Raw genomic sequence first — 13,084 nt, forward strand, 5'->3', positions numbered from 1 at the left:
TAAAGCCGCGTTCCAACGCTGAAGGAGCAACTTTGTTCTTGCTTTGTGCCGGCAGCTATGCTACTAATTTGGTTATGGTGCTAATTGGCTCCAACGACCCGCCTCCCGAGGCGGGTTTTTTGTTTTGGCCCCATTCATGGCAAAATGGCCCAAGCGGAATATGATTCCGTTGCGGCCAATCAGCTTTCGCCGCGTTAGCGGATCTTCTGAATCGACGGTCGCTGAGTTTGACGCACCCCATCGTTCGAGCCTTCAGCCGGTTCAATCAATTCGATCCCGAACTGTCACTTTTTGCTCGGATCGTCCGCCGGGTTGACGTAGGTGATCTTGAATGGCCCCTCGCCATGAACCTGGATAATCGTGTCGCTTGTCGTCCAGGCGAAGTGATTCATTCCGGCCGGCGCGACGCCGAAGCCGCCAGCAGTCAGTTCGACACCTTTCGCCTCGTCGAGCTTATCGCCCATTCCAATATGGAAGTTGCCGGAAAGCACCGTTACGTATTCCGTGGTGGGATGATTATGTGCGGCAATTTTGTAGCCGGCGGGTGTCTTCAACCGCAGCACATAGGCGCCGTCCTTTGAGGGATCTCCAGAGATAACAGCCATTTCAGCGCCAGCGGGAATGACAGCAGGCGCAGGAGCCCATTTGATGTCTTTGGCGTTCATCGGCATGTCATCGGCAAACAGAGGCGCCGTCCCAACAAGCAGCAGTGCCAGGGCAGTGGCAAGCTTGAGCATGACAATCTCCCAGTGGTTCGTAGAGGACGGCGTCGAGTATCGGCGCGCCGATCCCCTTGCCAATTCGAGTCTATCAGGGCGGAGCGCCTCAACGCATCCTGCGAACGGGGGACGCGCATTCGCGGTAGCCGCGGAAGCTGCCGCTAAAAACTTTCCAGGTGAAACGATTTTGTTTGTATCTCTGTAGGTAATAGGCCCTCGCTAGCTTCCAGTGCCAGATTTGTCGACGGCAGAAGACGGCTTGACGGCCTTTGGCTGCCGGCTGAAAAGGGCTGGCCTGCGGACGTGGCGGAATTGGTAGACGCAAGGGACTTAAAATCCCTCGATCTCTGATCGTACGGGTTCGATTCCCGTCGTCCGCACCAGATTGGTCTTCGTTTGATACCCTTCGTAACTGGAGACCAGACCGCTCGACCCGGTTCTGGCCGCCTCACCTCCCGATCGGGTTCAGCTTCAAATGCTGGATCAGGATGATCGTCTTGGCGTCGATAATCCGACCGTCGTGGATGCCGGCCAGCGCCTCGTCGAGCGGCATTTCCAAAACCTCGATGTCCTCGCCTTCGTCATGGGCGCCGCCACCGTCGGAAATGCGATCGGCGGGCGAATAGCGGGCGACGAAGAACCAGAGCCGCTCGGTTACGCTGCCGGGGCTCATATAGGGCGAAAACAGCCGCTGCACGTCCTTCAGGCGGTAGCCGAGTTCCTCCTCGGCCTCCTTGCGGATACAGGTTTCGGGATCGTCTTCGTCGAGCAGACCGGCGCAGGCCTCGATCAGCGGCTCCTTGTGGCCGGTGACGTAGGCAGGGTAGCGGAACTGCCGCACCAGAAGCACCGTCGAGCGGTCGGGATCGAAAGGCAGGATCACCGCGCCGTCACCGCGATCGTAGGTCTGACGGGTGTGCGTTTCCCATTTGCCGTCGCGCCGGCGGTAGTCGAAGACGGTCTTTTTCAAAACCGCCCATTCGTCGGAAAGGACTTCCTCCGAGCGGATGCGAATGCGATCTTCCATGGTGGACTCCCTGCTGCCGCGGCAAGGCGTAGCCGCGAATGGCGGTTCGTGCAATCCGGCCAGCTATTGGTCCAGAGCACCGGTTCACCGTCTCGTGTCTGGCGCTGGCACAATCGGCTGCATAAATAGCGGCAACCCTTCGCGGAGTTTTTTATGACCTCATCGCTTTTCCAGCCGATCACCCTCGATGGCCTCACCTTCCCCAACCGCATCGCGGTCGCGCCGATGTGCCAGTATTCGGCCGAGGACGGCTCGGCCAGCGATTGGCACCTCTATCACTGGATGAACCTGGCGATGTCGGGTGCCGGCATGGTCACCGTCGAGATGACCGAGGTCGAACGGCGCGGCCGCATCTCGCATGGCTGCCTCGGCCTCTATTCCGAAGACAACGAGGCGGCGGCGCGACGCACGCTGGATGCAGCCAAGCGGGTCGCCGCGCCGGGCACGAAATTCGGCACGCAACTTGCGCATGCCGGCCGCAAGGCGTCGAACCGCAAACCCTGGGAAGGCGGCGGACCGCTGACCGCCGATCAGGACCCGTGGCCGATCGTGTCGGCGTCGGCGATCGCCTACGACACCGGCTGGCAGGTGCCGCGGGCGCTGGAGGACGACGAGATCCTGCAAATCATCGAACGCTTCGCCGAAGCGGCAAAGCGGGCCGAGCGCGCCGGCTTCGACTTCATCGAGCTGCATGCCGCGCATGGCTATCTGATCTTCCAGTTCCTGTCGCCGCTCTCCAACCGGCGCACCGACCGCTGGGGCGGCTCGCTGGAAAACCGCATGCGTTTCGCCGTCGAGATCGCCAAGGCGGTGAAGAAGGCGGTGCCCAGGCTGATGCTGGGCGCGCGCCTGTCGATCAAGGAATGGGTCGATGGCGGCTTCGACGTCCAGGATGCGATCGAAGTGGCAAAAGCGCTGAAGGAAGCCGGCGTCGCCTATCTCTGCTGCTCGAGCGGCGGCAATTCGCCGTTGCAGAAGCTGCCGTCCGGGCCCGGCTACCAGGTGCATCTGGCCGAAGCGGTGCGCAAGGCCGTCGGCATCCCGACGCGGGCCGTCGGCCTGATCGACGATCCGAAACAGGCCGAGGCGATCGTTGCCGACGGGCGCGCCGACATGGTGGCGCTGGCGCGCGCCTTCCTTGCCGATCCGCGCTGGGGCTGGCGCGCCGCGGCCACCTTCGGTGAAAAAATCCACCCGGCGCCGCAGCTTGCCCGCTCGGTTACGACGATGCAGCATTGGATGAAGGCGGTGAACTGACGGCGGGTTCGTCTCGCTGGACAGGGCACCATAGCTTCGCTTTGATCCTCTGCCGGTGTAGAGTAGCCGGGGCCGCGGCTGGGCGCGGCGGGTTGGGGGAGCAGGGACATGTCGTTCAGGGGGATTTCCATTGCGGCTGCCGCCGCGGTTGTGGCCGGGCTGTCGTTCGCCTCATCGACGCCGGCCGGGGCGCAATATTGCGAAGGTACGGTGCACGGTCTTTCCAGGCACTACAATCTGGCAACGGGAAGCGGCTTTCTCGCCGTTCGGGCCCGGCCGAACTCGTCGTCGCGTATGATCGGGCAATTGTTCAACGGCGACCAAACCGAGATCTTCGATCGCCGCGGAAACTGGTACAAGGTCGATTTCGGCGGCCGCACCGGCTGGGCGAATGCACGCTGGCTGCGCAACGACTGCGGCTATTGAGCTATTTTCGCCTGAGCTAAAATAGCAGTTGCAACCAAATCGGCCGCTCCGCGTTGGCGGCGATGATGGACAGCAAGCCATTTGAAAAGCCGGTCGTGGTCGAACTCGGCCATGTCGGCAAGTATCGCCATATCCGCAGCGCCCAGGAGGCGGCGGAGTGCCTGATGACGGTCTGGCCACTCAATCGCGGGCCGCGTCATCGTGATGCCCTCGACACTTGCCTAAAAGTGCTGGAAGGTTATCGTTCGACGGCGGATGCGCGCCGGGCACTGATCGAAGCCGCCAGGGAATCGGACGTGCTGGTCCCAGACGACAGGCTGCCAGACGACAGACTGGCCGACGACAGACTGGCCGACGACAGGCTGCATTGAGGCAACGGGCTTTCAACCGGAGGGTTTCATGGCGAAACTGACCTACAAGATCGTCGAGCATGACGGAGGCTGGGCCTACAAGGTCGGCTCGACATTCTCCGAAACGTTCCCTACCCATCAGGACGCGTTGCGCGCCGCCGAGATCGCTTCCGCCGAACAGCAGGTCGCCGGCAACACCGACGGCATCCAGTACGAGGACGCCGACGGCAAATGGCACGACGAGCTCGCAGACGGCCGCGACCGGCCGCAGACCGAGGTTTCGGATTAGGGTGTGTCGATATCCAGGTGATGCCGGCGTGCTTTACAGGTCGGTTTGGTAGCGCTACCGTCTCACATCGCGCGTGACCGGGGAGGAGCCTGGCGCTGTCGCGGGCCAGGCAGGAAAGCGGTTTCCTTCGAAGTCGTTGCAGGAATCAATCGGGAGGAGATCGATGGCGTCTGTCGCAATCGGCGATGTCTACAAATCATTTGGGACCGTCGAGGTCCTGCACGGGGTCAGCGTCGATATAAATGACGGCGAGTTCGTCACGCTGGTCGGTCCTTCGGGTTGCGGAAAGTCGACCCTTCTCAGAATGATCGCCGGCCTGGAAAAGATCTCGCGCGGCCAGATCGCGATCGGCAAACGTGTCGTCAACAACGTTGCGCCAAAGGAGCGCGACGTCGCCATGGTCTTCCAGAACTATGCGCTCTACCCGCATATGACGGTCGCCGAGAACATGGCGTTCTCGCTGATGCTCAAGGGCGTTCCCAAGACGGAGAGCGATGCCGGCGTGCGGCGCGCGGCCGAAATCCTGGGACTGGTGCCGCTGCTCGACCGCTATCCGCGCCAGCTTTCCGGTGGCCAGCGCCAGCGCGTTGCCATGGGCCGGGCGATCGTGCGCGATCCGCAGGTCTTCCTGTTCGACGAGCCGCTCTCCAATCTCGATGCCAAGCTGCGTGTCCAGATGCGCGCCGAGATCAAGGAACTGCACCAGCGCCTGAAGACGACGACGGTCTACGTCACCCACGACCAGATCGAGGCGATGACCATGGCCGACAAGATCGTCGTCATGCATGACGGCATCGTCGAGCAGATCGGGCCGCCGCTCGAGCTGTACGACCGGCCGAACAACCTCTTTGTCGCCAGCTTCATCGGCTCCCCCGCCATGAACATGCTGAGGGGCGAGATCGTAAGCGACCGCTCGCCGTCGTTTCGCGGCGCCGGGGGGATTTCAGTCCCGTTGGCGTCGGCACTTTCCATCGGCAATGGTGAGCCGGTCGTGCTGGGAATACGGCCGGAGCATTTACGGCTGTCCGACCACCAGGGCATTCCGGTCACCGTCGTGGTGGTCGAGCCGACAGGGTCCGAAGTGCAGCTCATCGGCCGCACCGCCGGCGGCGAGGAGATCGTCGCCAATTTCCGGGAACGCCATTCCTTCACGCCGGGCGAAACCATCTGGCTTACGGCCGAACCTGGCCTCATCCATCTCTTTCACGGCAAAACCGGACAGCGGTTCGAAACACCCATCGAGCAGTAGGACGGCAAGGACAATAAGCAGGAGGAAGCAAGCATGAAATTCACCAGACGCGACGTGATCCGCACCACCGCCGGCGTGGCGGCGGGAGCCTTGGGAAGCCGGCTCATCGGCTCTCCCGCCTTTGCCCAGGAGGGATTGAAATACAAGCCCGAGGACGGCGCCAAGCTCAGGCTGCTGCGCTGGTCGCCCTTCGTGCAGGGCGACGAGGATCAATGGCTGGCCAACACCAAGCGCTTCACCGAAGCGACCGGTGTGGAGGTCCGCGTCGACAAGGAAAGCTGGGAGGACATCCGCCCCAAGGCGGCGGTCGCCGCCAATGTCGGCTCCGGCCCGGACCTGATGTTCGTCTGGTTCGACGACCCGCACCAATATCCCGACAAGCTGCACGACGTGACGGAGCTGGGCGAATATCTCGGCTCGAAATATGGCGGCTGGTACGACGGACCGCATCAATATGCGACGCGGCAAGGCAAGTTCCTCGGCCTGCCGCTGGCGACCATCGGCAATGCCATCGTCTATCGCGAAAGCTGGGTGAAGGAGGCCGGCTTCTCCGAATTTCCGAAGGACACGGCAGGCCTGCTCGAGCTTTGCAAGGCATTGCAGGCGAAGGGACACCCGGCCGGCTTCACGCATGGCCACGGCGTCGGCGACGGCAACAACTACGCCCACTGGCTGCTATGGAGCCATGGCGGCCAGATGGTCGACGAGAGCGGCAAGGTGACGATCAACAGCCCCGAGACGCTCAAGGCGATCGAATACGCGCAGGAGCTCTACAAGACCTTCATTCCCGGTACCGAAAGCTGGCTCGACGTCAACAACAACCGCGCCTTCCTGGCCGGCGAATTGAGCGTCATCGCCAACGGCATCTCGGCCTACAACACCGCCAAGATCAACAAGGATAAGGATCCGAAGTTGACCGAGATGGTCAAGGACATCCGCACCACCAACCTGCCGATCGGTCCGGTGGGGAAATCCGTCGAGCTGTTCCAGGTGACCACGGCCGTGATCTTCGACTACACGCCCTACCCCAACGCGGCCAAGGCCTACCTGCAGTTCATGTTCGAGGATCCGCAAATGTCGCAATGGATCACGTCCTCGGCGGGCTATTGCTGCCAGACGCTCAAAGCCTTCGACAACAACCCGGTGTGGACGGCCGATCCGAACAATGCCGCCTACGCCAAGGCCTCGGCGACGCTGCGGCCCAACGGCTATGCCGGCCCGCTCGGCTATGCCTCGGCTGCGACCATGGCCGACTATGTGCTGGTCGACATGTTCGCCAAGGCGGTGACAGGCCAGGCGACGCCGCAAGAAGCGATGGAAGAAGCCGAGAAGCGCGCAAACCGCTACTATCGCGTTTGAGCCGGGTTCAGCCGGGCAGCCATGGCTGCCCGGCTTCGAATCGCGCATGGCCGCCTGGCCGATCAATGGGACCTTAGAGGAGCCGACCCATGGCCGTGACCTCCGCTGCCGCTCAGCCACGCCGGTCGACGCTGTCGCGCATTCTGACGTTCGTGTCTGAAAGTCATAACGCGCTCGGCTTCGGCTTCATGCTGCCGGCGGCGGCCCTGCTGCTGGTCTTCCTGACCTATCCGCTCGGGCTCGGCGTCTGGCTCGGCTTCACCGATGCCCGCATCGGCCGCCCCGGCATCTTCATCGGCATCGAGAACTACGAATATCTGTGGGATGACGCCGTCTTCTGGCTCTCCGTCTTCAACACCTTGCTCTACACGATCAGCGCCTCGATCCTGAAGTTTGCGCTCGGCCTGTGGCTGGCGCTTATCCTCAACCAGAACCTGCCGTTCAAGTCGTTCTTCCGCGCGATCGTCCTGCTGCCATGGGTGGTGCCGACGGTGCTGTCGGCGATCGCCTTCTGGTGGATCTACGATTCGCAGTTCTCGATCCTGTCCTGGGCGCTGATGGAAATGGGCCTGATCGACCATCGCATCAACTTCCTCGGCGATCCGGAGAATGCGCGGGCTTCGGTCATCGCCGCCAATGTCTGGCGCGGCATTCCTTTCGTGGCGATCACGCTGCTTGCCGGCCTGCAGACGATTCCGCAGTCGCTCTACGAGGCCGCCACGCTCGACGGCGCCAGCCGCTGGCAATTGTTCCGCTATGTGACGCTGCCGCTGCTGACGCCGATCATCGCCATCACCATGACGTTTTCGGTGCTGTTCACCTTTACCGATTTCCAGCTGATCTATGTGCTGACCCGCGGCGGGCCGGTGAACGCGACGCATCTGATGGCGACGCTGTCGTTCCAGCGCGGCATTTCCGGAGGCCAGCTTGGCGAAGGCGCCGCGATCGCAGTCGCCATGATCCCGTTCCTGCTGGCAGCGATCCTGTTCAGCTACTTTGGCCTGCAACGCCGCAAATGGCAGCAGGGCGGCGGAGATTGACATGACCGCGATCGAAACGAGCAAACGCCCTGAACTCGACGAAGGCGGCATGGGTTACCTGCAGAGTGTGCCGCGCCGCGTGGTGACGGTCTACCTGCCGCTGCTGATATTCGTCATCGTGCTGTTGTTTCCGTTCTACTGGATGACGATCACGGCGGTTAAGCCCAATCTCGAGATGACCGACTACGCCAATTTCAATCCGTTCTGGGTGGTGCATCCGACGCTCGAGCATATCCGCTATCTGCTCTTCGAGACGTCTTATCCGGGCTGGCTGCTCAACACGATCATCATCTCGACCGCCGCCACGTTCCTGTCGCTGCTGGCTGCGGTGTTCGCTGCCTATGCGATCGAACGCTTGCGGTTCTCCGGGGCGCGGCAGGTCGGCCTCGCGGTGTTCCTCGCCTATCTCGTACCGCCCTCGATCCTGTTCATTCCGCTGTCGGTGATGGTGTTCAACCTTGGACTTTACGACACGCCCTTTGCGCTCATCCTCACCTATCCGACCTTCCTGATCCCGTTCTGCACATGGCTGTTGATGGGTTATTTCCGCTCGATCCCGTTCGAGCTGGAAGAATGCGCGCTGATCGACGGGGCGAGCCGATGGCAGATCCTCACCAAGATCGTGCTGCCGCTGTCGGTGCCGGGCCTGATTTCCGCCGGCATCTTCGCATTCACCCTGTCATGGAACGAGTTCATCTACGCCTTGACCTTCATCCAGTCGTCCGAAAACAAGACTGTGCCGGTCGGCGTGCTCACCGAGCTGGTGCGCTCGGACGTCTATGAATGGGGGGCGCTGATGGCGGGAGCGCTGATCGGCTCGCTGCCGGTGGTGGTGCTCTATTCGTTCTTTGTCGAGCACTATGTTTCCTCGATGACCGGAGCCGTGAAGGAATAGCCGACATGGTGAGGAATGCGCGAGGTCCCGGAAGGGTGTCAGCTGCCGGTGTCGGACTTCGGCGCAAATGCGCGGTCGGCAATGCGTTCGATGAAAGCGACGACCCGTTCCGGCTCGACGAATTGCGGCATGTGGCCAAGCCCCTCGACCGGCTCGAAATCGAGCCCGCTGATCTTTTCCATCACCGGCCAGCCATGGATATCGATGCCCAGAACGATGTCGGAAGCACCAAACAGAATGCCGGCCGGCATGGTGATCTCACCATAGCGTTGCTCGATGCGGCCAAGATCCTGCTCGATGGCCACGACATCGGTCGACGTTGCGTAGAAATGGCTTGGCCTTAGCCCGCACCAGCCGCCGCCCTCGACCATATAGTCGGCCGGCGTCGCCTGCGGCGCGAAGATGAAGGCCAGCGTGCGCTCTGCGTATTTGAAAGCCGCCGGGATCGCCATCGTATGAGCCATGATCCGGCGCCGCAGCGGCGACTTGACGTATAGCGGGCCGAACTTCTCGCGCGCGTCCAGCTCCAGATGGGTCAGCGGTGCCAGCAAGGCGATGCCGGAAATCGCCTCTGGATGCTCGACAGCCAGCGTCAGCGCGATGGCGCCACCCAGCGAATGGCCGACGACCAGAGGCTTTTCCAGCCCAAGCGCCTCAATAAAGCGCCGCACGATCTCGGCCTGCTCGGGCAGCCGTCCGCTGGCGCCCCCGGCCCGCACCGAATAGCCGGAACCCGGACGATCGAGCGCGATCAGCCGATAGTTCGGGCCGAAGCGTCCGAACAGCCTGTGGCGGAAATGATGAAGCTGCGCGCCAAGGCCGTGCAGGAAGACGATCGGCCGCCCCTCGCCCGTCTCGACATAATGGATGCGGTTGCCGTCGATCTCGATGAATTTACCGCTGGCCGGCACCAGCTTTTCGGCTTTCGCCGCAATCCGCCGCGTCGCCAGAAACGGATAGGCTGCCATGACGAGCGCCAGCAAAAACAGCACGCCAAGCAGCCATAGAAGAATCGATAACGGCATGTTCTTGCTCAAGGCCCCAAACCGGCACGCAGCATCACCCGCCGAAGGGTCCACTGCAAGGGAGGTGGTACAGGTGGATCCGTGGTTTGGCGGCATTGCCGCCGGCCGTTCCCCGCGCTATCTCAGGCGACCCGTTGCCGGAGCCTGCCATGACCGAAATCGTCACCGCCGCCATGCTCGTCATCGGCGACGAGATTCTGTCCGGCCGCACCAAGGACAAGAACATCGGCCACCTCGCCGACATCATGACGGCGATCGGCATCGACCTGAAGGAAGTGCGTATCGTTGCGGACGAGGAAGACGAGATCGTCGCTGCGGTGAATGCGCTGCGCGCCCGCTACACCTATGTCTTCACCACCGGCGGCATCGGCCCGACGCATGACGACATCACCGCCGATTCCATCGCCAAGGCCTTTGGCGTGCCATGCGAATACGACGCCAAGGCCTACGCCCTGCTGGAAGCAAGCTATGCTGCCCGCGGCATCGAATACACCGAGGCGCGCAAGCGCATGGCCCGGATGCCGCGCGGGGCAGACCACATCGACAATCCGGTGTCGGTTGCGCCGGGCTTTCGCATTGGCAACGTCCATGTCATGGCCGGCGTGCCGGCGATTTTCCAGGCGATGCTCGACAATGTCGTGCCGACGTTGCGGGCCGGCACCAAAATGCTGTCGGCAACCGTGGAATGTCCGCTCGGCGAAGGCCTGATCGGCGGCCCGCTGGGCGACATCCAGAAGGAGCATCCGGACACGATCATCGGCTCCTACCCGAAATATGGCGACGGCAAATTCTGGACCGAACTGGTGGTGCGCGCCCGCAGCCAGCAGGCGCTGGACTCGGCACGCGCCGACGTAGAGGCTATGGTGGCGAGCTTGACCAGGGCAAGCAGAGTGGGCTGATCGGCCGGCCTGACGGAACCAGCATCGCGCAGTGACGTTTGTCACGAGTGGGATCGCCGTAAAACTGAGGGATTGCCATGCGCTTCAAGACCATCGTCGCCATATTGCAGAATGAACAGGACGCCGAACGCGTCCTCGACTGCGCGATCCCGCTGGCCAGCCGATTCCAGAGCCATCTGATCGGCATCCATGCCGAGGCGCTGCCCGTGCCCTACACCTCGGCCACCGGCTTTCCGGACACCGAGTTCCTGCAGGTTTCCGCCGACATGAACCGGGAGCGCGCCGAGAAGTTGCAGGCCGCCTTTCACAAGCGCATCGAGAATTCCGGCCTGTCGTTCGAGTGGCGCAGTCTCGAGAGTTTTTCCGGCGACAGTGCGCTGACCGGCATCTCGACCGTTCGCACCGCGGACCTGATCATCGCCGCCCAGCGCGAATCGGGCAGCGACCCGAGCGCCGACGTCGACACGCTGGTCTACGATGCCGGCCGGCCGGTGCTGGTGGTACCGCATTTGGGCCCCCTCGTCACCAGCTTCAAGCATGTGCTGCTCGCCTGGAACGGCAGCAAGGAGGCCGCGCGCGCGGCCTTCGATGCCCTGCCCTTCCTCATCGAGGCCGAGAAGACGGACATCATCGTCATCGACCCGCCGGACACGCTCGACGAGGCGCCGGAAACGGCCGGCGCCGAGATCGCCGCCTCGCTGTCCAGGCACGGCGCGACCGTGAGCGTCTCGGTGCTGAGGTCCGGCGGCGCCTCGGTCGACGACATCATCCAGACCAGGGTCGCCGAATCGGGTGCGGACCTGCTCGTGCTCGGCGCCTACAGCCATTCCTGGCTGCGCCAGCTGCTGTTCGGCGGAGTGACGCGAACGGTGCTGCGCACCGCACCGGTGGCGGCTTTCCTGTCGCGGTAAGTTCGTAGGGACCGCTGGCAGGACAATCGCTTTGCCACTCCCCTTGCCAAGGCCAAGCCTTTCCAGTTAATTCCGCGCGCATTCCATAGTGTCTGCGCGCGATGCGCGCTTTGCGGAGTGCGCGAAAGATGTCCCTGCCCGAAAAAGCCTTCCCGGTCTCCTGGGACCAGTTCCACCGCGATGCGCGCGCGCTCGCCTGGCGGCTTGCCGGCGCCAACAAGGGGCAATGGAAAGCGATCGTCTGCATCACGCGCGGCGGCCTGGTTCCGGCCGCCATCATATCGCGCGAGCTCGGCATCCGCATCATCGAGACGGTCTGCGTCGCCTCCTACCACGATTATACCAGCCAGGGGCAGTTGCAGGTGCTGAAGGAGGTCACGCCGGCGCTGCTCGCCGATGATGGCGCCGGCGTGCTGATCATCGACGACCTCACCGACACCGGCAAGACGGCGGGCATCGTGCGCGCGATGATGCCCAAGGCGCATTTCGCCACCGTCTATGCCAAGCCGAAAGGCAGGCCGATGGTCGACACCTTCGTCACCGAGGTCAGCCAGGACACCTGGATCTATTTTCCCTGGGACATGGGCTTCACCTACCAGAAGCCAATCGCCGACGACCACGCCGGCTGATTCGCGCAAGGTGTTCCCTTCGGAACGCACTGGCGCACACTCCTTGAAAAAGTGCCGTCGCGCACGATATTTCCTGAATCTACGCCTCTTGGCGTAGTTAACAAGTCGATATGAAGTTTTTTACTTTCATTGCTTATGATTAGCCGTAAGATTCACGAGACGGCAAATGATTCTGGGAGCTGGGGCAAGCTTCTCCGATGTTGACGAGGCCAACGACGCATAACCATCTGGCCGAAAGGGTCCGGCGACTCTTCGGTACGGCGCCGTGTCGCCTGCAGGTTGCAGCGCTGCCCTGGCGCGATAGCGGGCACGGCGTCGAGATCATGCTGATCACCAGCCGCGACACCGGCCGCTGGGTGCTTCCCAAGGGCTGGCCGGAAGCAAAGGAGCCGCTTTGCGAGGCGGCGGCGCGCGAAGCCGGCGAGGAAGCCGGGCTGCGCGGCACGATCTCGCATCACGAGGCCGGCCGCTATTTCTATGCCAAGGTGCTGGCGTCCGGCGAGGAAGTGCCGTGCGAGGTGCTGGTATTCCCGCTGCACGTCGACAAGGTCGCCGACCGGTGGAAGGAAAAGCGGGCGCGCATCCGCAAATGGGTCAGCGCCGCCGAGGCGGTACGCATGGTCAACGAGCCCGACCTTTGCCAGATCATCGCTCATTTCGGTGCTGACCCGCATCGCTTCAACTGAGTCGGCACATGGCTTCCGAGTCGGCATGGTCTTCGCTGCGGCGAAGGGCCTTCGAGCGTCGGCACCAGGCTTGTGGCTACAAGCCATAAAAAACTGAATCAGCGCGCGCTTCTATCCCCGTTATCCACATATGTGACACACAAGATGTTGGGGTCATAAAAGCTACGCAAACGAATCCTTGACGCCGCAAAACGAGTCGCCTTTTATAGGCCATGCGCTCCTGTTGAGAGTGCGACCGGAAAAGTTTCGAGGCCGGTCTTTTTCCCGGAATATGTGCGTTTTGATCCGCATTCCCGCCTGTTTACGAGGCCGGCGAAGGCGTG

Annotated in this window: 15 protein-coding genes and 1 tRNA gene; 13 read left to right on the plus strand and 3 right to left on the minus strand. The window is 62.5% G+C overall.

Features of this window, described 5'->3' with window-relative positions:
* Positions 1-284 precede the first annotated feature (284 nt).
* Positions 285-737, minus strand: a complete 453-nt coding sequence (locus NKH13_RS03975; RefSeq protein ID WP_352714620.1) for a cupin domain-containing protein — start codon at positions 735-737, stop codon at positions 285-287.
* A gap of 279 nt (positions 738-1,016) precedes the next feature.
* Here NKH13_RS03975 and NKH13_RS03980 point away from each other — a divergent pair.
* Positions 1,017-1,102: transfer RNA gene (locus tag NKH13_RS03980), tRNA-Leu, on the plus strand.
* Positions 1,103-1,167: 65 nt separating this feature from the next.
* Here NKH13_RS03980 and NKH13_RS03985 read toward each other — a convergent pair.
* Positions 1,168-1,746, minus strand: a complete 579-nt coding sequence (locus NKH13_RS03985; RefSeq protein WP_023674774.1) for an NUDIX domain-containing protein — start codon at positions 1,744-1,746, stop codon at positions 1,168-1,170.
* Between the two features lie 153 nt (positions 1,747-1,899).
* Here NKH13_RS03985 and NKH13_RS03990 point away from each other — a divergent pair, with 153 nt between their 5' ends.
* The 8 genes from NKH13_RS03990 to NKH13_RS04025 all read left to right on the plus strand — a co-directional run bounded on the left by NKH13_RS03990 (position 1,900) and on the right by NKH13_RS04025 (position 8,611).
* Complete coding sequence (locus tag NKH13_RS03990; protein ID WP_352714623.1) at positions 1,900-3,003, plus strand: NADH:flavin oxidoreductase/NADH oxidase; 1,104 nt, start codon at positions 1,900-1,902, stop codon at positions 3,001-3,003.
* Between the two features lie 108 nt (positions 3,004-3,111).
* Positions 3,112-3,429 carry an SH3 domain-containing protein gene (locus NKH13_RS03995; RefSeq protein WP_352453483.1) on the plus strand — a complete coding sequence of 106 codons (318 nt, stop codon included), beginning with the start codon at positions 3,112-3,114 and terminating at the stop codon, positions 3,427-3,429.
* Between the two features lie 62 nt (positions 3,430-3,491).
* A complete protein-coding gene (locus tag NKH13_RS04000) occupies positions 3,492-3,800 on the plus strand; it encodes a DUF982 domain-containing protein (protein ID WP_352714625.1) in 309 nt (102 codons plus the stop codon).
* Between the two features lie 28 nt (positions 3,801-3,828).
* Positions 3,829-4,068, plus strand: coding sequence for a DUF2188 domain-containing protein (locus NKH13_RS04005; RefSeq protein ID WP_023674770.1), 240 nt, complete (start codon positions 3,829-3,831; stop codon positions 4,066-4,068).
* 163 nt (positions 4,069-4,231) lie between these two features.
* Positions 4,232-5,317 carry an ABC transporter ATP-binding protein gene (locus tag NKH13_RS04010; RefSeq protein ID WP_352910801.1) on the plus strand — a complete coding sequence of 362 codons (1,086 nt, stop codon included), beginning with the start codon at positions 4,232-4,234 and terminating at the stop codon, positions 5,315-5,317.
* 33 nt (positions 5,318-5,350) lie between these two features.
* Positions 5,351-6,676 carry an ABC transporter substrate-binding protein gene (locus tag NKH13_RS04015; protein ID WP_352714629.1) on the plus strand — a complete coding sequence of 442 codons (1,326 nt, stop codon included), beginning with the start codon at positions 5,351-5,353 and terminating at the stop codon, positions 6,674-6,676.
* A 188-nt stretch (positions 6,677-6,864) separates the two neighbouring features.
* Positions 6,865-7,716: a carbohydrate ABC transporter permease gene (locus NKH13_RS04020; RefSeq protein ID WP_376705884.1), complete on the plus strand. Its 852-nt coding sequence runs from the start codon at positions 6,865-6,867 to the stop codon at positions 7,714-7,716.
* 1 nt (position 7,717) lies between these two features.
* Positions 7,718-8,611, plus strand: a complete 894-nt coding sequence (locus tag NKH13_RS04025; RefSeq protein ID WP_023717433.1) for a carbohydrate ABC transporter permease — start codon at positions 7,718-7,720, stop codon at positions 8,609-8,611.
* Positions 8,612-8,649: 38 nt separating this feature from the next.
* Here NKH13_RS04025 and NKH13_RS04030 read toward each other — a convergent pair whose 3' ends face one another.
* On the minus strand, positions 8,650-9,636 hold the full coding sequence (locus NKH13_RS04030; protein ID WP_352714631.1) for an alpha/beta fold hydrolase: 987 nt from the start codon (positions 9,634-9,636) through the stop codon (positions 8,650-8,652).
* Between the two features lie 149 nt (positions 9,637-9,785).
* Here NKH13_RS04030 and NKH13_RS04035 point away from each other — a divergent pair, with 149 nt between their 5' ends.
* The 4 genes from NKH13_RS04035 to NKH13_RS04050 all read left to right on the plus strand — a co-directional run bounded on the left by NKH13_RS04035 (position 9,786) and on the right by NKH13_RS04050 (position 12,761).
* Positions 9,786-10,535: a competence/damage-inducible protein A gene (locus NKH13_RS04035; RefSeq protein WP_352910806.1), complete on the plus strand. Its 750-nt coding sequence runs from the start codon at positions 9,786-9,788 to the stop codon at positions 10,533-10,535.
* A gap of 77 nt (positions 10,536-10,612) precedes the next feature.
* Positions 10,613-11,446, plus strand: coding sequence for a universal stress protein (locus NKH13_RS04040; protein WP_352910809.1), 834 nt, complete (start codon positions 10,613-10,615; stop codon positions 11,444-11,446).
* A gap of 128 nt (positions 11,447-11,574) precedes the next feature.
* Positions 11,575-12,075 carry a xanthine phosphoribosyltransferase gene (gene gpt, locus NKH13_RS04045; RefSeq protein WP_023674762.1) on the plus strand — a complete coding sequence of 167 codons (501 nt, stop codon included), beginning with the start codon at positions 11,575-11,577 and terminating at the stop codon, positions 12,073-12,075.
* A gap of 197 nt (positions 12,076-12,272) precedes the next feature.
* A complete protein-coding gene (locus NKH13_RS04050) occupies positions 12,273-12,761 on the plus strand; it encodes an NUDIX hydrolase (protein WP_352714638.1) in 489 nt (162 codons plus the stop codon).
* Positions 12,762-13,084 lie beyond the last annotated feature (323 nt).

It is taken from the genome of Mesorhizobium sp. M1348, from assembly GCF_040317925.1.
In the GTDB taxonomy this organism is placed as follows: Bacteria; Pseudomonadota; Alphaproteobacteria; order Rhizobiales; family Rhizobiaceae; genus Mesorhizobium.

Bases quoted from the DNA above. Each gene is read 5' to 3' on its own strand.
- NKH13_RS03975 (WP_352714620.1), bottom strand. From the start codon at position 737: ATGCTCAAGCTTGCCACTGCCCTGGCACTGCTGCTTGTTGGGACGGCG.
- NKH13_RS04015 (WP_352714629.1), top strand. From the start codon at position 5,351: ATGAAATTCACCAGACGCGACGTGATCCGCACCACCGCCGGCGTGGCG.
- NKH13_RS04010 (WP_352910801.1), top strand. From the start codon at position 4,232: ATGGCGTCTGTCGCAATCGGCGATGTCTACAAATCATTTGGGACCGTC.
- NKH13_RS04005 (WP_023674770.1), top strand. From the start codon at position 3,829: ATGGCGAAACTGACCTACAAGATCGTCGAGCATGACGGAGGCTGGGCC.
- NKH13_RS03995 (WP_352453483.1), top strand. From the start codon at position 3,112: ATGTCGTTCAGGGGGATTTCCATTGCGGCTGCCGCCGCGGTTGTGGCC.
- NKH13_RS03985 (WP_023674774.1), bottom strand. From the start codon at position 1,746: ATGGAAGATCGCATTCGCATCCGCTCGGAGGAAGTCCTTTCCGACGAA.
- NKH13_RS04000 (WP_352714625.1), top strand. From the start codon at position 3,492: ATGATGGACAGCAAGCCATTTGAAAAGCCGGTCGTGGTCGAACTCGGC.
- NKH13_RS04020 (WP_376705884.1), top strand. From the start codon at position 6,865: ATGCTGCCGGCGGCGGCCCTGCTGCTGGTCTTCCTGACCTATCCGCTC.
- NKH13_RS04050 (WP_352714638.1), top strand. From the start codon at position 12,273: ATGTTGACGAGGCCAACGACGCATAACCATCTGGCCGAAAGGGTCCGG.
- NKH13_RS03990 (WP_352714623.1), top strand. From the start codon at position 1,900: ATGACCTCATCGCTTTTCCAGCCGATCACCCTCGATGGCCTCACCTTC.
- gpt (WP_023674762.1), top strand. From the start codon at position 11,575: ATGTCCCTGCCCGAAAAAGCCTTCCCGGTCTCCTGGGACCAGTTCCAC.
- NKH13_RS04040 (WP_352910809.1), top strand. From the start codon at position 10,613: ATGCGCTTCAAGACCATCGTCGCCATATTGCAGAATGAACAGGACGCC.
- NKH13_RS04030 (WP_352714631.1), bottom strand. From the start codon at position 9,636: ATGCCGTTATCGATTCTTCTATGGCTGCTTGGCGTGCTGTTTTTGCTG.
- NKH13_RS04025 (WP_023717433.1), top strand. From the start codon at position 7,718: ATGACCGCGATCGAAACGAGCAAACGCCCTGAACTCGACGAAGGCGGC.
- NKH13_RS04035 (WP_352910806.1), top strand. From the start codon at position 9,786: ATGACCGAAATCGTCACCGCCGCCATGCTCGTCATCGGCGACGAGATT.